The 16,886-nt window shown below is 67.6% G+C and carries 16 protein-coding genes; 6 read left to right on the forward strand and 10 right to left on the reverse strand.

Features of this window, described 5'->3' with window-relative positions:
* Positions 1–13: 13 nt before the first annotated feature.
* Both garD and AC3WL2_RS01290 read left to right on the forward strand, forming a co-directional pair.
* A complete protein-coding gene (gene garD, locus AC3WL2_RS01285; RefSeq protein WP_102685232.1) occupies positions 14–1,567 on the forward strand; it encodes a galactarate dehydratase in 1,554 nt (517 codons plus the stop codon).
* 121 nt (positions 1,568–1,688) lie between these two features.
* Positions 1,689–3,269: an aldehyde dehydrogenase (NADP(+)) gene (locus tag AC3WL2_RS01290; RefSeq protein WP_102685233.1), complete on the forward strand. Its 1,581-nt coding sequence runs from the start codon at positions 1,689–1,691 to the stop codon at positions 3,267–3,269.
* 94 nt (positions 3,270–3,363) lie between these two features.
* Here AC3WL2_RS01290 and AC3WL2_RS01295 read toward each other — a convergent pair whose 3' ends face one another.
* Entirely contained in the window at positions 3,364–4,113 is a 750-nt protein-coding gene (locus tag AC3WL2_RS01295) for a FadR/GntR family transcriptional regulator (protein WP_102685234.1), read from the reverse strand.
* Between the two features lie 79 nt (positions 4,114–4,192).
* Positions 4,193–4,960: an AraC family transcriptional regulator gene (locus AC3WL2_RS01300; protein WP_102685235.1), complete on the reverse strand. Its 768-nt coding sequence runs from the start codon at positions 4,958–4,960 to the stop codon at positions 4,193–4,195.
* A gap of 109 nt (positions 4,961–5,069) precedes the next feature.
* Between AC3WL2_RS01300 and AC3WL2_RS01305 the strand changes: the two genes are divergently transcribed.
* The 3 genes from AC3WL2_RS01305 to AC3WL2_RS01315 all read left to right on the forward strand — a co-directional run bounded on the left by AC3WL2_RS01305 (position 5,070) and on the right by AC3WL2_RS01315 (position 7,004).
* Positions 5,070–5,885: a sulfite exporter TauE/SafE family protein gene (locus AC3WL2_RS01305; RefSeq protein ID WP_102685236.1), complete on the forward strand. Its 816-nt coding sequence runs from the start codon at positions 5,070–5,072 to the stop codon at positions 5,883–5,885.
* Between the two features lie 64 nt (positions 5,886–5,949).
* A complete protein-coding gene (locus AC3WL2_RS01310; protein WP_102685237.1) occupies positions 5,950–6,600 on the forward strand; it encodes a DUF998 domain-containing protein in 651 nt (216 codons plus the stop codon).
* Positions 6,601–6,674: 74 nt separating this feature from the next.
* Positions 6,675–7,004 carry a hypothetical protein gene (locus AC3WL2_RS01315; protein ID WP_102685238.1) on the forward strand — a complete coding sequence of 110 codons (330 nt, stop codon included), beginning with the start codon at positions 6,675–6,677 and terminating at the stop codon, positions 7,002–7,004.
* Between the two features lie 186 nt (positions 7,005–7,190).
* Here the strand turns inward: AC3WL2_RS01315 and AC3WL2_RS01320 are convergent, their stop codons facing one another.
* The 8 genes from AC3WL2_RS01320 to AC3WL2_RS01355 all read right to left on the reverse strand — a co-directional run bounded on the left by AC3WL2_RS01320 (position 7,191) and on the right by AC3WL2_RS01355 (position 16,371).
* Complete coding sequence (locus tag AC3WL2_RS01320) at positions 7,191–8,510, reverse strand: cytochrome c (RefSeq protein ID WP_102685239.1); 1,320 nt, start codon at positions 8,508–8,510, stop codon at positions 7,191–7,193.
* An 11-nt stretch (positions 8,511–8,521) separates the two neighbouring features.
* Positions 8,522–10,297, reverse strand: a complete 1,776-nt coding sequence (locus AC3WL2_RS01325; protein WP_102685240.1) for a GMC family oxidoreductase — start codon at positions 10,295–10,297, stop codon at positions 8,522–8,524.
* A gap of 12 nt (positions 10,298–10,309) precedes the next feature.
* Positions 10,310–11,056 carry a gluconate 2-dehydrogenase subunit 3 family protein gene (locus tag AC3WL2_RS01330; protein WP_102685241.1) on the reverse strand — a complete coding sequence of 249 codons (747 nt, stop codon included), beginning with the start codon at positions 11,054–11,056 and terminating at the stop codon, positions 10,310–10,312.
* A 165-nt stretch (positions 11,057–11,221) separates the two neighbouring features.
* The gene (locus AC3WL2_RS01335) at positions 11,222–12,208 is read right to left on the reverse strand and encodes a 2-hydroxyacid dehydrogenase (protein WP_102685242.1); all 987 of its coding nucleotides are present in this window, start codon (positions 12,206–12,208) and stop codon (positions 11,222–11,224) included.
* A gap of 10 nt (positions 12,209–12,218) precedes the next feature.
* Entirely contained in the window at positions 12,219–13,496 is a 1,278-nt protein-coding gene (locus tag AC3WL2_RS01340; protein ID WP_102685243.1) for an MFS transporter, read from the reverse strand.
* A gap of 57 nt (positions 13,497–13,553) precedes the next feature.
* Entirely contained in the window at positions 13,554–14,513 is a 960-nt protein-coding gene (locus tag AC3WL2_RS01345; RefSeq protein WP_102685244.1) for a sugar kinase, read from the reverse strand.
* Entirely contained in the window at positions 14,506–15,276 is a 771-nt protein-coding gene (locus AC3WL2_RS01350) for a sugar phosphate isomerase/epimerase family protein (RefSeq protein ID WP_102685245.1), read from the reverse strand. Before AC3WL2_RS01350 ends, AC3WL2_RS01345 begins: the two co-directional genes overlap by 8 nt.
* A gap of 72 nt (positions 15,277–15,348) precedes the next feature.
* The gene (locus tag AC3WL2_RS01355; RefSeq protein WP_102685246.1) at positions 15,349–16,371 is read right to left on the reverse strand and encodes a LacI family DNA-binding transcriptional regulator; all 1,023 of its coding nucleotides are present in this window, start codon (positions 16,369–16,371) and stop codon (positions 15,349–15,351) included.
* A 203-nt stretch (positions 16,372–16,574) separates the two neighbouring features.
* On the opposite strand from AC3WL2_RS01355, the gene AC3WL2_RS01360 reads away from it, so the two are divergent.
* On the forward strand, positions 16,575–16,745 hold the full coding sequence (locus AC3WL2_RS01360; protein WP_173862480.1) for a hypothetical protein: 171 nt from the start codon (positions 16,575–16,577) through the stop codon (positions 16,743–16,745).
* Positions 16,746–16,886 lie beyond the last annotated feature (141 nt).

Here is a 16,886-nt window from a genome sequence, read left to right on the forward strand (position 1 = left end):
GAAGGGCCTGACCATGCAGTTGATCGAACATTCCGAGTCGCCCCGCTACGTGCGCCTGCACCCCGACGACAACGTCGTGGTGGTGGTCAACGACGGCGGCCTGGGCGAAGGCGCGCGCTTTGCCGATGGCCTGACCCTGGTCGAGGGCGTGCCGCAGAGCCACAAGGTCGCCACCGTGGACATCCGCAAGGGCGAGGCGGTGCGCCGCTATGGCCAGGTCATCGGCCATGCCCTGGCCGACCTGCGCCAGGGCAGTTGGGTCAAGGAAGATCAACTGGCGATGCCGGCCGCGCCCGAGCTTGCCAGCCTGCCACGCTGCGACGCCGTGCCCGCCGCCCTGCCGCCACTCGACGGCTTCACCTTCGAGGGCTACCGCAACGCCGACGGCAGCGTCGGCACCCGCAACATCCTCGGCATCACCACCACCGTGCAGTGCGTGACCGGCGTGCTCGACCATGCGGTCAAGCGTATCCGCGCCGAACTGCTGCCCCGCTACCCCAATGTCGACGATGTGGTCGCCCTCACCCACAGCTACGGCTGCGGCGTGGCGATCAGCGCCCGCGACGCCTACATCCCGATCCGCACCGTGCGCAACCTGGCGCGCAACCCCAACCTAGGCGGCGAGGCGCTGGTCATCAGCCTGGGCTGCGAAAAGCTCCAGGCCGGCCAGGTGATGCACGACGGCGATCCGTCTGTGGACCTCAGCGAGCCATGGCTATACCGCCTGCAGGATGCGACGCTGGGCTTCGGCGAGATGATCGAGCAGATCATGGCCCTGGCCGAGACCCGCCTGAAAAAGCTCGACCAGCGCCGCCGCGAGAGCGTGCCGGCCAGCGAACTGATCCTCGGCATGCAGTGCGGCGGCAGCGACGCCTTCTCCGGCATCACCGCCAACCCGGCGCTGGGCTATGCCGCCGACCTGCTGGTGCGCGCCGGCGCAACGGTGCTGTTCTCGGAAGTCACCGAGGTGCGCGACGCCATCTACATGCTCACCTCCCGCGCCGAAACGCCGGAGGTCGCCGAAGCATTGGTGCGCGAAATGGACTGGTACGACCGCTACCTGCAGCAGGGCGCCGCCGATCGCAGCGCCAACACCACGCCGGGCAACAAGAAGGGCGGTTTGTCCAATATCGTCGAAAAAGCCCTGGGCTCGATCGTCAAGTCCGGCAGCGGCGCGATCCAGGGCGTGCTCGGGCCCGGCGAGCGGGTAACGCGCAAGGGCCTGATCTTCTGCGCCACCCCGGCCAGCGACTTCGTCTGCGGCACCTTGCAGCTGGCGGCCGGGATGAACCTGCATGTGTTCACCACTGGTCGCGGCACGCCCTATGGCCTGGCCATGGCGCCGGTGGTCAAGGTGTGCACCCGCAGCGAGCTGGCCCAGCGCTGGCCGGACCTCATCGACATCGACGCCGGGCGCATCGCCAGCGGCCGGGCGAGCATCGAGGAGCTGGGCTGGGAGCTGTTCCATTACTACCTGGACGTGGCCAGCGGCCGCAGGCAGACCTGGGCCGAACAGCACCGGCTGCACAACGACATCACCCTGTTCAATCCGGCCCCCATCACCTGACGAAGCGTGCCTGAGCCCTTCGCCGACAACACGCCCCCTGTGGGAGCCGGCTTGCCGGCGAAACGAGTGCGTAGCACTCGCCCAGGCCCTGAACCCAGCCATTCATCTACAGGAGCATTCCATGCCCGAAATCCTCGGCCACAACTTCATCGCCGGCCAGCGCAGCGCCCTTGGCCCACAACGCCTGCACAGCCTCGACGCCACCAGCGGCGAAGCCCTGCCCTACAGCTTCGCCCAGGCCACCGAGGGCGAAGTCGACCGTGCCGCCCGCGCCGCCGCCGACGCCTTCAGCGCGTTCCGCCAACTGCCCCCGGCCCGCCGCGCCGAGTTCCTCGAAGCCATCGCCGCCGAACTGGACGAACTCGACGACCACTTCGTCGCCATCGTCTGCCGTGAAACCGCCCTGCCCGCCGCGCGCATCCAGGGCGAGCGCGGCCGCACCAGCGGCCAGATGCGCCTGTTCGCCCAGGTGCTGCGTCGCGGCGACTACCTCGGCGCGCGCATCGACCTGGCGCTGCCCGAGCGTCAGCCGCTGCCACGGGTGGACATCCGCCAGATGCGCATCGGGGTCGGCCCGGTGGCGGTGTTCGGTGCCAGCAACTTCCCGCTGGCCTTCTCCACCGCCGGTGGCGACACCGCCGCGGCCCTTGCTGCAGGCTGCCCGGTGGTGTTCAAGGCCCACAGCGGCCATATGGCCACCGCCGACCTGGTGGCCTGCGCCATCCTGCGCGCCGCCGACCGCACCGGCATGCCCAAGGGCGTGTTCAACATGGTGTTCGGCGGTGGTGTCGGCGAATGGCTGGTCAAGCACCCGGCCATCCAGGCCGTCGGCTTCACCGGCTCGCTGAAGGGCGGCGACGCGCTGTGCCGCATGGCCGCCGAGCGGCCGCAACCGATTCCGGTGTTCGCCGAAATGTCCAGCATCAACCCGGTGATCGTCCTGCCCGGCGCCCTGGCCAAGCGCGGCGAGGCCATCGCCCGCGAACTGGCAGGCTCGGTGTGCCTGGGCGCCGGCCAGTTTTGCACCAATCCCGGGATGGTGATCGGCTTGCAGTCCCCAGGCTTCAGCCAACTGCTGGGCGAGTTGGGCCGACACCTGGATCAGCAAGCCGGGCAGACGTTGCTCAATGCCGGTGGCCTGCGCAGTTATGTCGGCGGCCTGGAACATCTGCAGGCCCACGCCGGCATCCAGCATCTGGCGGGCCAGCCGCAGCAAGGCGATCAGGCTCGCGCCCAGCTGTTCAAGGCCGATGCCCGCCTGCTGGCAGAAGCCGACCCGCTGCTGCAGGAGGAGGTGTTCGGCCCGGCCACGGTGGCCGTGGAGGTTGCCGACGAGGCACAGTTGCGCGCCGCCCTGCTCGGCCTGCGCGGCCAGCTCACCGCCACGCTGATCGGCGAGCCGGAGGATCTCGAAGCCTTTGCCTGGCTGGTGCCGCTGCTCGAAGAGAAAGTCGGGCGCATCCTGGTCAATGGCTACCCGACCGGGGTCGAGGTGTGCGACGCCATGGTCCATGGCGGGCCTTACCCGGCGACCTCGGATGCCCGTGGCACTTCGGTGGGAACGCTGGCGATCGATCGCTTCCTGCGGCCGGTGTGCTACCAGAACTACCCGCAGGCTTTACTGCCGGAGGCGTTGCGCGATGGCAACCCGTTGGGGCTGCGGCGGCTGGTGAATGGACAGTGGAGCGAAGGGGCAGTCTGATTATCTGGAAACGCGATTGGAAACGATGTGGGAGCGGACCTGATACCGGCATCGCGGGGCAAGCCCGCTCCCACGCTTTTGACCACCTCGGAAGTCAGCCCCGCTGCGCCTCGGCCTCTTCATGGGCCTGGCGCAGGCGTTCGCGGCTGTTGCTCAAGTGCATGCGCATGGCCATCTTGGCGCCTTCGCTATCGCGTCGGGCGATAGCCTCGTAGATCGCCTCGTGCTCGTGCATCAACCGGCTCATGTAATGCGCCTGGTCGTCATGGGCCAGGCGCGCCGAGTTGAGCCGGGTACGCGGGATGATGCTGGTGCCCAGGTGATTGATGATGTCGGCGAAGTAGTGATTGCCGCTGGCCTGGGCGATGCGCAGGTGGAACTGGAAGTCCGCCGACACCGCATCCGAGGCATGGGCCGCGCCCTCGTTGAGCTCGTCCAGCGCGGCGCGCATGCCGGCCAGTTGCTCGTCGCTGCGACGCTCGGCCGCGAGGCCCGCCGACTCGATCTCCAGGGCAATGCGCAACTCCAGCACCGCCAGCACCTCGCGCAGGGTGACGATGGTCGCCGGGTCGATACGAAAACCCCCGGTGCTTGGGGCGTCCAGCACAAAGGTGCCGATACCGTGGCGGGTCTCGACCTGGCCTGCGGCCTGCAGCCGCGAGATGGCCTCACGCACCACGGTGCGGCTGACCCCTTCCTCGGCCATGATCTGCGATTCGGTGGGCAGCTTGTCGCCGCGCTTGAGCTGGCCGCTGCGAATGCGCTCGGTCAGCACCGTGACCAGTTCCTGGGCCAGACTGCGTGGCTTGCGCCGGGTCCGTGCCTGTACCTGCTGCTCTGTCATGCCCTGTCTGTCTGGTTGTGGAAGACAGGCGCGATGATAGCGCAAGCAGTTGTACGATCACATACGTCCGGGCGGGTTTTCATGCGCCCTGGCGCGCCGCCGAGGGCGTGTGGCCCATGACCTTGCGGTACAGGCTGGAAAATGCGCTGGGGCTCTCGTAGCCCAGGTCCAGGGCGATGGCCGTCACCGCCTCGCCCGCCGCCAGGCGTGTCACCGCCGCCATCAGGCAGGCCTGCTGGCGCCATTGGCCGAACGACAGCCCGGTCTGCTCGCGAAAACGCCGGCTGAAGGTGCGCGGGCTGCAGTTGAGTTGACGCGCCCAGGCCTCGGCGCGGGCATGGATCAACGGCTGCGCCAGGAACGCCTGGCACAGGGCCGCCAAACGTGGCTCCGTCGGCATCGGCGCGAACAGCGGCAGGCGCTCGGCCTGGCCCAGCTCGTGCAGCAGCAGCCCCAGCAGCAGGCCGTCGCGCCCCGCCTCGTCATGCAGGGCCGGCACCTCCGCGCTGGCCAGCAACAGCTGGTGCAGCAGCGGCTCGACCCGCAATGCCTCGCACACTGCGCCCGGCCGGGGCACCGCTGTCGGCTCGATGTACAGGCTGCGGGTACTCACGCCGCGCATGCGCACCTGGTGCGGCTTGCCGGGAGGAATCCACACGCCGCTGCCGGGTGGAATGACCCAGGCGCCATCGTCGGTCAGCACCTCCATCAGCCCGCTCATCCCATACAGAAATTGCGCCCGGCGATGGACATGCCTGGGCAACAGGGTGTCGGGCGGATAATCAGTGGCGATGGCCAGTACCGCACGGGGGGTGGCATCGATCTGGGACAGGGGAACATTGCGCATGACAGCAGGCTCTGGCCGTAATGCGATGATTATTGGCCAACTGGCGCAAGCCGGCCAAGGGGCAGGCGCCTACGCTGGGAGCCCCTGTCCTGGCCCTGAGGCTGCTCCCATGCTCTACCCCCTGCTTGGCCTGTTCGGCCTGTGTGCCGGCGTCACCACCTTGCTGTTCGGCTTCGGCGGCGGGTTCTTCGCCGTGCCGCTGCTCTATGCCCTGCTGCTGACCAGCCACGGCGCCGGCACGGCCGTGGCGGAGCATGCCATGCAGATCGCCGTGGCCACCTCGGCCACGGTGATGATCTTCAGCAGCGCCCTGGCCACCTGGCGCCACCACCGCGCCGGCAGCCTGCGCTGGGACCTGGTGCGGCCCCTGGCGCCGGCCATTGCCGTCGGGGCCCTGCTCGGCGCCTGGGCCGCCCTTTACGTGACCAGCGCCTGGCTGCGCGGGCTGTTCATCGCCTACCTGCTGCTCAGCCTGCTCGATGCCTGGCTGCGCCCGGGCTTTGTCCGCACAGGCGGGCAGGCCCGGGCTGCGATGAGCCATGCCAGCGCGACCCTGGCCGGCCTGCCCATCGGCGCGCTGGCGGCGCTGCTCGGCGTGGGTGGCAGCGTGATGACCGTGCCGCTGATGCGCCGCCGCGGCGCCAGCATGCGCACCGCCACCGCCATGGCCAATCCGCTGTCGCTGCCCATGGCCCTGGCGGCCACGCTGGTCTATGCCCTGGTACCGAGCAACCAGACTGACCTGGGCGCCGGCCTGCTAGGGCTGGTAGACCTGCGCGCCGCCCTGGTGATGACGGTCGGCGCCTGGCTGGGCATGCACCTGGCCGCGCCGTTGCTGGGGCGCATCCCCGACCACGTGCATGCCCGGGCCTACCTGGCGCTGCTGGCCTGCGTACTGTTGGTGATGCTGCTCGTTGGCGATTGAGCCTGGCCATCGGACATGCCCGCGCTGTAGGCTGCGACCTGCTCTCTCCAAGGAAGGAAACCGCATGAAGACGTTCGATCGCCTGCTGCTCGCCACTGGCCTGCTCATCCCGCTCTGGCTGCTGTCGGGGGTTGGCCTGACCGCCCTGGCCTATCCCGGCTACGACCATCTGCAGCAGGCCATGAGCCAGCTCGGCGCGGTCGGCGCGCCGACCCATGGCTTCTCGCCCTGGGTCAACAACTTCCCCCTGGCGTTGCTCTTCGGCCTGTTCGCCTGGGGCCTGGCGCGGCGCTGGCGGTACTCGGGGCTGGCTCGGTTGAGCGCCGGGCTGGTGCTGTTGCACGCTGTCGGCAGCCTGGGTACCGGCTGGTTCCCCTGCGATCAGGGCTGCACGCCGCTGGAGCCGTCATTCTCGCAACAGATGCACAACCTCAGCGGCCTGCTGATGTTCCTCTCGCTGACCCTGGCCAGCGTGCTGTGGATCTGGCTGGGCAAACGCGTGGCAGGTTCCCCGTGGCTGGGAAGGTGGTCGCTGCTGTGCTCGGTGCTGGCGATAATCACCGTGGTGCTGATGGCCAAAGCCGCGCAAGGCGGTGAACTGTTCGGCCTGTACCAGCGCCTCAACTACGGCATCAGCGTGTTGTGGGTTGCCGCCTTGGCCCTGCAATCGTTGCGCTGGCGTTCCCGCGATGGCCTGCAAATGGCCATCGCCTGACGGCAAACTGCTGGCCCCCAGGCGTCGAAAGCGCGGGCAAACTTCGTTTTCCTTCAGATGCTTAGGACAGCAACATGCGCGTAATTCTAGCAACCGTGGCTGGCTGCCTGCTGGCCACGACCGCCTTCGGCGCCCAGGCCCGGGCCCTGAGCCAGAACGATCGCCAGGTATGCGGCTGGGGCGCGCAGATCGCCGCTGAGGCGCAACAGGCCAAGCTTTCCGGGGTGACCCTGTATGCCACGCGCAAGAAGCTGCAGGTACGCAAGTTCGCCAAGCCATGGATGCGCATGACGGCGTTCGGGATCACCGAGCAGACGTACAACAGCCGCTCGCGGCTTAAGCCGGCGGCGATCAAGCAGACGTACTACGAGCAATGTGCCCAGCATGCAGTTGCTAAAAAATAGTTCATATAATTCATATGGTTATGAGCTATATGAAATGTAATTTATTAGCATATATTGAAGTGGTTTCGAGGTATTCGGCGGCGTGGTCGGCAGCCGAGGGAGCGGGCTTGCCCAACGATCTGGCCAAGCTGCCATCGCGGGACAAGCCCCCTCCCACAACACCTCCCTGTCAATCAGGCCTGTCGATCAAGGCTCCGCAATCCCCGTGGTATCGCCGATCAGTGTCTGCGCCTTGAGCGGCAGCGGTGCCGCCTTGCGCAGCGCCGCCACCTGCCCCGCAGTCACCGCCGCGGCCTGGTTGCCCCAGCTGCTGCGAATGAAGTTGACCACATCGGCCACCTGCTGGTCCGACAGCCGCCAGCCGAAGCCGGGCATGCTGAACGTCGACGGCGCGCTCGCCGTGGCCGGGAGGGTCGCGCCTTCCAGCACGATGTGGATCAGCGAGGTGGCATCCTGCCCCTGCACCACCGGATTGCCTGCCAGCGCCGGGAACACCCGGGCATAGCCCTGGCCGTCGGTACGGTGGCAAGCCCCGCAGTTGTCCACGTACAACGCCGCGCCCGTCTTGCCGTCATTGCCTTGCCACAGCGCCCGGGCCACGCTGGGGTCCGCCTGGAACGGCTGGTCGTCCGGGTTGGTCGGCGGCAAGGTCTTCAGGTAGCGGGCAATGGCCGTCAGGTCGGCATCGCTCATGTACTGCATGCTGTGCTCGACCACGTCGCTCATGCCGCCGAACACCGCCGTGCGCTCGTTGCGGCCGGTCTTGAGGAAGGCGACGATCTGCGCCTCGTTCCAACTGCCCAGGCCGTCCTTGTGGTCGCCGCGCAGGCTCTTGGCGATCCAGCCCTCGAGCGGTGCGCTGCCGGCCAGGAAAGCGTCGCCATCGGTGGTATCCAATGCCTTTTCCTGCAGGGTGATCGCCCGTGGCGTATGACAGGCGCCGCAATGGCCCAGCCCTTCGACCAGGTAGGCACCCCGCGCCACCACCGGATCACGCCCTGCGGCTTCGAACGGCTTGACCTCGGGCGCGAACAACCCACGCCAGAACGCCAGCGGCCAGCGCATGCTCAATGGCCAAGGGATGTCGCTGGCCTTGTTCTGCTGCGCCACCGGCTGCACGCCGTGCATGAAGTAGGCATACAGCGCCTGCATGTCCTGATCGCTGACCCGGGCATAGGACGGGTATGGCATGGCCGGATACAGCGTACTGCCATCCTTGCCGATGCCCTGGCGCACGGCGCGCTCGAAGTCTTCGTAGCGGTACTGGCCGATGCCGCTGACGTCCGGGGTGATGTTGGTCGAATAGAGGGTGCCGATTGGCGTCTCCATCGGCAGCCCGCCGGCGAAGGGCTTGCCGCCCTTGGCGGTGTGGCAGGCCACGCAGTCGCCGGCACGGGCCAGGTACTCGCCCTGCTTGACCAAGGCGGGATCGACGCCGTCGGCGGCATGCAGCAAGGTGCTCGCACCCAGGCCGAGCATGGCGATGAACAGTGTCTTGAGTTTCATGACTGGCCTCCTCATGCCTGCACCAGTGGGCCGGGGTTCTTCAGGTAGCGTTCGCGGATCGCCCGCGCCGACCAGTAGGTCAATGCCGCCACCAGCCCGGTGGGGTTGTAGCCCAGGCCCTGGGGGAAGGCCGAGGCGCCGGGCACGAACACGTTGTGCACGTCCCAGCATTGCAGGTAGCGGTTGAGCGCGCTGGTCTTCGGGTCGGTGCCCATGATTGCGCCGCCATTGAGGTGGGTGGTCTGGTAGGTGGAGGCATCGAAGTGCTGGCCGAAGGCCTTTTTCCCCGCGCTGATCGCCTTGGGCCCCATGGCTTCGGCGATTTTGCCCATGCGCTCGACCATGAAGCGGTTCATCTTCACGTCGTTGTCCTTCCAGTCGAAGGTCATGCGCAGCAGCGGCTGACCGTAGGCGTCCTTGTACACCGGGTCCAGGTCGAGGTAGTTGTCGCGGTAGGACTGGTGCGCGCCGTGGGCGTCCATCGACAGCATGTGCCGGTAGCTGTCGGCCACCGCGGCCTTCCAGGCGCTGCCCCATTTCGGCGTGCCCGGCGGCACCTTGGTGCCGGAGATAGGCTTGGCGCCCGCCTGGTTGACCCAGAACGGCGAGCCGCCGACGAAACCGTGGGGGCCATGGTCGAAGTTGTCGGCGTTGAAATCGTCCACCGCCACACCGTTGCCGCCGGCACCGATGAAGGGGTTGGTGTGGTGGCTGTCGCGGTCGAAGAACGCGGTCACGGTGGAGATGTTCTGGTAGGCAAAATTGCGCCCCACCACCCCCTGGTTGCTGACCGGATCGTAAGGCTTGCCGATGCCCGAGAGCAGCATCAGGCGCACATTGTTGTACTGGAAGGCACCGAGGATCACCAGGTCGGCCGCTTGCTCGACCTCGCGCCCCTGGCTGTCGACATAGGTCACGCCGGTGGCCAGGTGTTTGTCCTCGGTCAGGTTGACCCGCAGCACATGGGCGTTGTTGCGCAACTCGAAGTTGGGCACCTGGCGCAGGGCCGGCAGGATGTTCACGTTGGGCGAGGCCTTGGAGTACATGTAGCAGGCATAGCCGCTGCAATAACCGCAGAAGTTGCACGGCCCCATCTGCGCGCCGTAGGGGTTGGTGTACGGCCCGGAGGTGTTGGCCGACGGCAGGTTGTAGGGGTGATAACCGACTTCACGGGCGGCCTTCTCGAACAGTTGCGCCGACACGGTGTTCTTCTGCGCCACCAGCGGGAAGTCGCTGGAGCGGTCGGCGGCGAACGGGTTGCCGCCCTTGTCGCGGCCCACCACCTGGCCCTTGATCGACCAGGCCGTGCCGGAGGTGCCGAACACTTTCTCGGCGAAATCGAAGTATGGCTCCAGCTCTTCGTAGCTCACGCCGAAGTCCTGGATGGTCATGCCTTCGGGGATGAAGGCCTTGCCGTAGCGCTCCTCATAGTGGCTGCGCAGGCGCAGCTCAACCGGGTCGACGCGAAAATGCACGCCAGACCAGTGCAGCCCCGCCCCACCCGTGCCGGTGCCGGGCAGGAAGGCGCCGAACTGGCGATACGGCACGGCCACGTCGTTGACGCTGTGGCGCAGGGTCACGGTCTCGCGGGAGATGTCCATGAACAGCTTCTTGCGCGAGTTGTAGGTCAGCTCGTCCATGGTCTGCGGGTAGACGCCATCCGGGTAGGTGTCCCGGGCCGGGCCACGCTCCAGGGCGAGCACCTGCAGGCCGGCCTCTGTCAGCTCCTTGGCCATGATCGCCCCGGCCCAGCCGAACCCGACGATGACTACATCGACTTTTTTCATCTGGCTCATGCTTCAACCCCGCTCGCCGCTGATGGAGACCGGCGGGAACGGATAACGCTCGTCGCGCTCCACCCAGTCCATGAAATCGGCGCGGGCGCCTGGGAAGCCCACCAGCTTCCAGCCGACCAACCCCTGGTTGCCGCCGTGCAGCGGATCACTGAAAAAGCCTTCGCGGGTGTTGAGCCAGAGCATGTTGAAGAAGGTGGCCGCCGGCAACGAGGCAAATGTCGCCGTACCGCCGTCCAGGGCTTCCAGTACCTGCTGCTGGTGCGCAAGACCGAGCTGGGCGAACGCCTTGCCGAACTGCGCCTTGCACCAGGCGTCGGTCTCGGCGATGCCCAGCCGGTAGATCTCCTGGGGGTTGAGCTTGAGCTGGTAGCCCAGCTCGCTGGGGGCGTCGGGGTGGAATGGCCCCTGCATGTACCACAGCCCGCCACTGCCGTAGCGGGTGTTGAGCTGGCGGTCGATGAACTCGGGTACGCCGGCATCGGCCGCGCCCGCGCCCAGGGCATCAGTGGGGATGAGCACGGCCACGGCGGCGCTGACGAAGGCCCACTCCTCCTGGGTGAAGAAGGTCGGCTGGTAGGCGCGCGCGGTAACCGGCCGGGCCGGTTCGGCGGCTGCCGGGGTGGCGCTGTCGGCGAGCACTGCACCGCCCAGTCCCGTGCTGGCGAGGGTCGCCACCGGGATCAGGGTCAGGGATTGGCGCAGGAACGCCCGGCGCGCCGGTTGCACGGAGGCGGGTTGGTCCTTGGACATGAGGATGTCTCTCTGTTGATCAGGTCATACGGGAATCGTCGCCCTTTTCGCCAATGGAGATCCCGGCGTTGAATTGCCAAGGGGTCGCAGTGCGACCCCGGGATCTCGAACCAGACAAAGGCTGTTGTTTTGGTAGACATGAGGCAAGCGCGACGCTCACCAGGTTCAGTTGTTTCGCCGCTCCCAGGCCACAGGGTTGACCAGGTTCGCCGGCCGCTCGCCGGCCAGCGCGGCCAGCAGGTTGTCCACCGCGCAGCGGGCCATGGCTTCGCGGGTCTCCAGCGTGGCCGAGCCGATATGCGGGGTGACCACCAGGTTGTCCAGTTGCAGCAGCGGCGAATCGGCCGCCAGCGGCTCCTGCACGAACACGTCCAGCCCGGCGCCACGAATGCGCCGCTCGGCCAGGGCCTGCAACAGTGCCGCCTCGTCGAGCACGCGGCCGCGGGAAATGTTCACCAGGATCGCCGAGGGTTTCATCAGGGCCAGCTCGCGCGCGCCGATCAGGTTTTGCGTAGCGCCGGTCAGCGGCAGGCACAGGCAGACGAAATCGGACTCGGCCAGCAACGCGTCAAGGCTGCGATAGCCAGCGCCGTACCGCGCCTCCACCTCGGGCCGCGGGCTGCGGGTGTGGTACAGCACGCGCATGCCGAAACCGGCATGCGCGCGCCGGGCCAGGGCCTCGCCGATACGGCCCATGCCGACGATGCCCAAGGTCTTGCCCTGCACGTCGCAGCCGAACTGCGCCGGCCCGATCCCGGCCCGCCAGTGGCCGGCGCGAATCCAGCCATCGAGCTCGACCACGCGCCGGGCACAGGCCAGGATCAGCGCGAAACCGGTGTCGGCGGTGGTTTCGGTGAGCACGTCGGGGGTGTTGGTCAGCAGCACCCCGCGCTGATCCAGCGCCTCGATATCGTAGTTGTCCACGCCCACCGACACGCTGGAGATCACCTCCAGCTGCGGCGCCAGGTCGAGCAGCGCGCGGTCCAGGCGCAGGCTGGCGCCCAGCAGGCCATGGGCGCCCGGCAGCGCCGCGCGCAAGCGCGCCAGGCCATCGGCGGCCGGCGCTTCCACCAGGGTCACCTCGGCCTGCGCGTGCAGGCGCGCCATCAGTTCATCGGACAGGCGTTTGTAGGCGACGATGCGCTTTTTCATGCTGAGGCTCCTATCGGCTCGGCGCCAGGTTGTGCCGGCGCGCCTGTTGCAAGGGGTTGAGGACGGCGGTCAGGGCCACGGCCAGCAGCAGTGCACCGCACATGAACAGGTACGAGGCGCCGGGGCCGCCGGTGACACCATTGAGGTAGCCGACCAGGTACGAGCCCGAGAACGAGCCCAACGCGCCCATGCTGTTGATCAGCGCCATGGCGCCCCCGGCGACGTTGGCCGGCAACAGTTCGGGAACGATCGCGAAAAACGGCCCGTAGGGCGCGTACATGCAGGCCCCGGCGATCACCAGCAAGGCGTATGACCACCAGAAGTGCTCGGTGCCCAGGGCATAGGAGCCGTAGAACGCCAGCGCGGCGATCAGCAGCGGCGGCCAGACGAAGCGCTTGCGCTTCTGCAGGCGGTCCGAGGCCCACGACACCCCGAGCATGGCCAGCACCGCCCCCAGGTAGGGCACCGCCGACAGCCAGCCGGCGGTGACGATGTCCAGCGCGGCGGCCTGTTTGAGGATCGACGGTAGCCAGAGGACGAAGCCGTACACACCGATGCTCCAGCAGAAGTACTGCAGCGACAGGATGATCACCGTGGGCGAACGGAATGCCTCGGCATAGTTCTTCACCGGCTTGATGCCCTGCTGCTCGGCCTCCAGCGCTTCGCGCAGCGCGGCCTTCTCCCGGGCATCGAGCCACTTGGCCTGCTCCGGTCGGTCATCGACCAGGCGCCACCAGATGAACGCCCAGAGAATGGCCGGCACGCCTTCGATGATGAACATCCAGCGCCAGTCGAACTGCTGCACCAGGTAGCCCGAGACCACCGACATCCACAGGATGGTCACCGGGTTGCCGAGGATCAGGAAGGTGTTGGCCCGCGAGCGCTCGGCGCGGGTGAACCAGTGGCACAGGTAGATGAGCATGGCCGGCATCACCGCCGCCTCGACCACGCCCAGGAGAAAGCGGATGGCGATCAGCCAATAGACGTCGTGGACGATCCCGGTCAGCGTGGCCAGCCCGCCCCAGAGGATCAGGCTGGCGAAGATCAGCTTCTTCACGCTGCGCTTCTGCGCGTACAGGGCGCCCGGCACCTGGAAGAAGAAGTAGCCAAGGAAGAACAGCGCGCCGAGCAGCGACGACAGCGCCGGGGTGATCCTCAGGTCGTCGGCCATGCCCGAGGCCGCGGCGAAGCCGTAGTTGGCCCGGTCGAGGTAGGCCAGGCTGTAGGTGATGAAGACGATGGGCATGATGTACCACCAGCGTCTGGGTGCGAGTCGATCGATCTGCATGGGTGTTCTCCTGGTCTTGTTGTTCTTGTCACATCAGGTTGCGCACAGGCCGGCGCTTCAGCGTGCTTCGCGCGCAGGGTTTTCGTGGTGGTCCAGTTCATGACGTTGCGGCAGGCCTTCCATGTCGCCGCGGCTCTGCACCGCGCGGCTGCCGCACCAGTTGCCGCGGGCCACGGCGCGGCGCAGGGGCAAGCCTTCGAGCAAGGCGCTGATCACCCCGACGGCGAAGGCATCGCCCGCACCCACGGTGTCCACTACCCGGGCGACCGGCTGGCCGGGCACCACACCATGGGCACCCTGGGCATCGCGCCAGTAGGCGCCTTCGGCCCCCAGCTTGATGGCCACGTATTGCGCGCCCTGCTCTAGGTAGAACTCGGCGATGGCCTGTGGCGACTGCCGGCCGGTGAGCAGGCGCCCCTCCTCCAGCCCTGGCAGCACCCAGTCGGCCTTGGCCGCCAGGGCGTTGACCTCGCGCACCATGGTCTGGCGGTCGGGCCACAGCGAGGGACGCAGGTTGGGGTCGAAGGAAATGCTGCGGCCATTGGCTCGCATGCCATCCAGCAACTGGTGGCACAGTTCGCGGCAACTGCCTGAAAGCGCCGCCGGAATGCCCGTGGCATGCAGGTGCCGGGCCTGCAACAACGCCGGCCGCACCAGCGCGGGCGACAGCCGGCTGGCCGCCGAGCCACGGCGGAAATACTCGACTTTCGGATCGCTGCCATCGTCGCAGCGCTCCTTGAGCTGGAACCCCGTGGGGTGCCCGGCATCGATCTCGACACTGGAACAGTCCAGGCCTTCGCGGCGCAGGCTGTCGAGCACGAAGGCACCGAGCGAGTCGTCACCGACCCGGCTCAGCCATTGCACCCGCAGGCCCAGGCGTGACAGGCCGATGGCCACATTGCTGTCGGCACCGGCGATGCGTTTGCCGAAGCCCTCGACCTGGGCCAGGTCGCCCGGCTGCGCCGCCACGAACATGGCCATGGTTTCACCGAAGCACAGCACGTCATGCTCAGCCATGGCACACCTGCCCTTCCAGCTCGGCCAGTTGCGCGACCTGGCGCGCCGTCAGTGCCAGCAGGTCCTCGCCGGCCAGGGGGTACTCGATGGCACGCGGCAGGCCTGCGGCGAAATGCGTCATCAATTCGCGCCACTGGGCCAGGTCGAGGTCCTCGGGCACCACGGCCACCAGGCGCCCGTCGGCGCGGCGCGCCACCGCTTTGCAGTGCACGTAGCGCACCCAATGCCCCAGCAATTGCGCGGCCAGCAGCGGCGACTCGTCGTGCCAGTACCAGTTGCCGATGTCGAAGGTCATGCCCGGCGCCACGCCTTGCGCCTGGGCCTCGCGGAAGAACTTCACCAAGGTCTGCAGCCGCCCGCCGTAGGGCGTCTGGTCGTTTTCCACGTACAGCGCCGTCTTGTGTTGCAACAGTGGCGCCAGCGCCAGCAAATCGCAGCCATCCTGGTAATGACCCAGCGACACCTTGAGCGCCACCGCGCCGATCTCGCTTGCCAGTTGCAGGCGCTGGGCAATCGCGGGCTCCAGGCTGCCGTCCTCGCGCCACAGTTCCAGTGGCGTGGAGTAGAGACTCTGCAGGCCATGCTCGGCGGCCAGGTTGGCCAGGGTAGCGGCATCAGGCGCGGCGTCGAACAGCTCCTCGCGCCACTCCACCCGCCGCGCACCCGCCGCAGCGAGCAACGGCAGGTAGCTGGCCTGGCCCAACCGCCTCACGGCATCGGCCCCGAAACTCGACAAGCTGATGGAAACAGTGTGCGTGCGCATCGTGGTAGTCCTTGTTCTTGTGGATGAAACCGGTTTCATTTTTTCCCGGCAACAACGGCGTCCGCGCCGCCGTCAGTGTTGTGATCGGGTAGAGCCTCGCGCAATGAGCTGCGCGCGCAGATCCAGGCGCCGGGCCGGCAGTGGGCTGCCTTGCAGGCGCTCCAGCAGGCACTGGAACGCCGCCGCGCCGATGCGCCCGGTGGGTTGCGCCAATGCGCTGATGCCGTCGCCCACCAGCGGGTACCAGTCCAGGTCGTCCAGCGCCAGCAGGCCCAGGTCCTGGAACAGCGGCCCGCCCCTGGCGTGCAGCACCCGCACCAGCTCCAGGGTGGCGACACCGTTGCAACTGAACAGCGCCTGCGGGCCGTGCCCTGCCCCGGCGATGAACGCGTCCAGCTGCTCGGCGAGGCCCGCCCCCACCTCCAGCACCTGCCCGCGCAACCCACGACGTCGGGCGATGGAGGCCTGGAAGGCATCCACGCGCTCCTGTCGCGAGCTGGTACCATCGAGTGGCTCGGTGACGGCGAGGATGTCGCGATAACCGTTGTGTTCAAGGTGATCCAGCGCCTGCTCGACGGCGTCGCTGTTGTCCAGGCCCACCAGATCGACCGGCAGGCCCGCCAGTTGCCGGTCGACCAGCACCATGGGCAGGTCGCGGGCCAGGCTGGCCAGTTCCCCGGCGCGGTGGCCCAGGGTGTTCACGATCAGGCCGTCGACGTTATACGACTGCAGGGCCTGCAGCTGGCTGCGCTCCTGGGCGTCGTCACAGTCGGTGTTGCACACCACCAGGCTGTAGCCGTGCTGCCGACAGGCCGTCTCGACAGCGTGCATCACCGCCACGGAATAGGGGTTGCGGATATCCGCCAGGAGCATGCCGACCAGCCCGGTGCGGCCGCGTTTGAGGGCACTGGCCATGCGGTTGGGGCGATAGCCCAGGCGCTCGACGACGGCTTCGATCCGCTGCGCGGTCGCCTCGGCGAGCAGTTGCCGATCCTCGCCCATATAGCGCGAGACGGTTGCCTTGGAGACGCCGGCCGCCTTCGCGACCTCGCTGATTGTGACCCGCCCGCGGACGGGAACTGCGTCTTTATCCACCCCTGAGCCCTTCTTGTAGGTGTTTGTGCAGGGTTGATGAAACCGGTTTCAATGAAATCAGGGATGGCCCATGCCGTCAAGTGGCGGGCTTTGTGCCAAAGCAGGCGCATACACTGCCAAACCCTCCCTCCTGCCCTGTACCTCGGCCTTCAGAGCGGTATGGTGATACTTCGGACTTCGCTCGCCCTGCCCTGGAGATCGCCATGACCGCTCTGTTTCGTATCAGCCTGGTGCTAATGCTCGCCGGCATGGGGATGGGGGATATCGTGGTGGCCAGTGTCGGGCTGCTGGGCTTGTGCGCAGGGGCCGTGGTACTCAGCATTCGCCAGGATGAAAGTGCCCAGGTGAGCAGAGAGTCAGAATTCATTGCCTAGCCAGGGCGCCGGGCATCCTCACTGGCTACATGAAGGAAACTTCATGATCGCCGCAGTGCCCTTGCCTGCGGGCCAGACCCGCGCCTGGCCTGCGTAGCGCGGCGCCCCCGCCTTGAGCCCCACGGCCTGCCCGCGTAGCAT

Source organism: Pseudomonas sp. FW305-96 (genome assembly GCF_058783825.1).

Excerpts from the sequence above, each read along its gene's own strand:
- AC3WL2_RS01290 (WP_102685233.1), top strand. The coding sequence starts at position 1,689 with ATGCCCGAAATCCTCGGCCACAACTTCATCGCCGGCCAGCGCAGCGCC.
- AC3WL2_RS01310 (WP_102685237.1), top strand. The coding sequence starts at position 5,950 with ATGAAGACGTTCGATCGCCTGCTGCTCGCCACTGGCCTGCTCATCCCG.
- AC3WL2_RS01350 (WP_102685245.1), bottom strand. The coding sequence starts at position 15,276 with ATGCGCACGCACACTGTTTCCATCAGCTTGTCGAGTTTCGGGGCCGAT.
- AC3WL2_RS01320 (WP_102685239.1), bottom strand. The coding sequence starts at position 8,510 with ATGAAACTCAAGACACTGTTCATCGCCATGCTCGGCCTGGGTGCGAGC.
- AC3WL2_RS01335 (WP_102685242.1), bottom strand. The coding sequence starts at position 12,208 with ATGAAAAAGCGCATCGTCGCCTACAAACGCCTGTCCGATGAACTGATG.
- AC3WL2_RS01360 (WP_173862480.1), top strand. The coding sequence starts at position 16,575 with ATGACCGCTCTGTTTCGTATCAGCCTGGTGCTAATGCTCGCCGGCATG.
- AC3WL2_RS01340 (WP_102685243.1), bottom strand. The coding sequence starts at position 13,496 with ATGCAGATCGATCGACTCGCACCCAGACGCTGGTGGTACATCATGCCC.
- AC3WL2_RS01325 (WP_102685240.1), bottom strand. The coding sequence starts at position 10,297 with ATGAAAAAAGTCGATGTAGTCATCGTCGGGTTCGGCTGGGCCGGGGCG.
- AC3WL2_RS01305 (WP_102685236.1), top strand. The coding sequence starts at position 5,070 with ATGCTCTACCCCCTGCTTGGCCTGTTCGGCCTGTGTGCCGGCGTCACC.
- AC3WL2_RS01330 (WP_102685241.1), bottom strand. The coding sequence starts at position 11,056 with ATGTCCAAGGACCAACCCGCCTCCGTGCAACCGGCGCGCCGGGCGTTC.
- AC3WL2_RS01315 (WP_102685238.1), top strand. The coding sequence starts at position 6,675 with ATGCGCGTAATTCTAGCAACCGTGGCTGGCTGCCTGCTGGCCACGACC.
- garD (WP_102685232.1), top strand. The coding sequence starts at position 14 with ATGCAGTTGATCGAACATTCCGAGTCGCCCCGCTACGTGCGCCTGCAC.
- AC3WL2_RS01295 (WP_102685234.1), bottom strand. The coding sequence starts at position 4,113 with ATGACAGAGCAGCAGGTACAGGCACGGACCCGGCGCAAGCCACGCAGT.
- AC3WL2_RS01300 (WP_102685235.1), bottom strand. The coding sequence starts at position 4,960 with ATGCGCAATGTTCCCCTGTCCCAGATCGATGCCACCCCCCGTGCGGTA.
- AC3WL2_RS01345 (WP_102685244.1), bottom strand. The coding sequence starts at position 14,513 with ATGGCTGAGCATGACGTGCTGTGCTTCGGTGAAACCATGGCCATGTTC.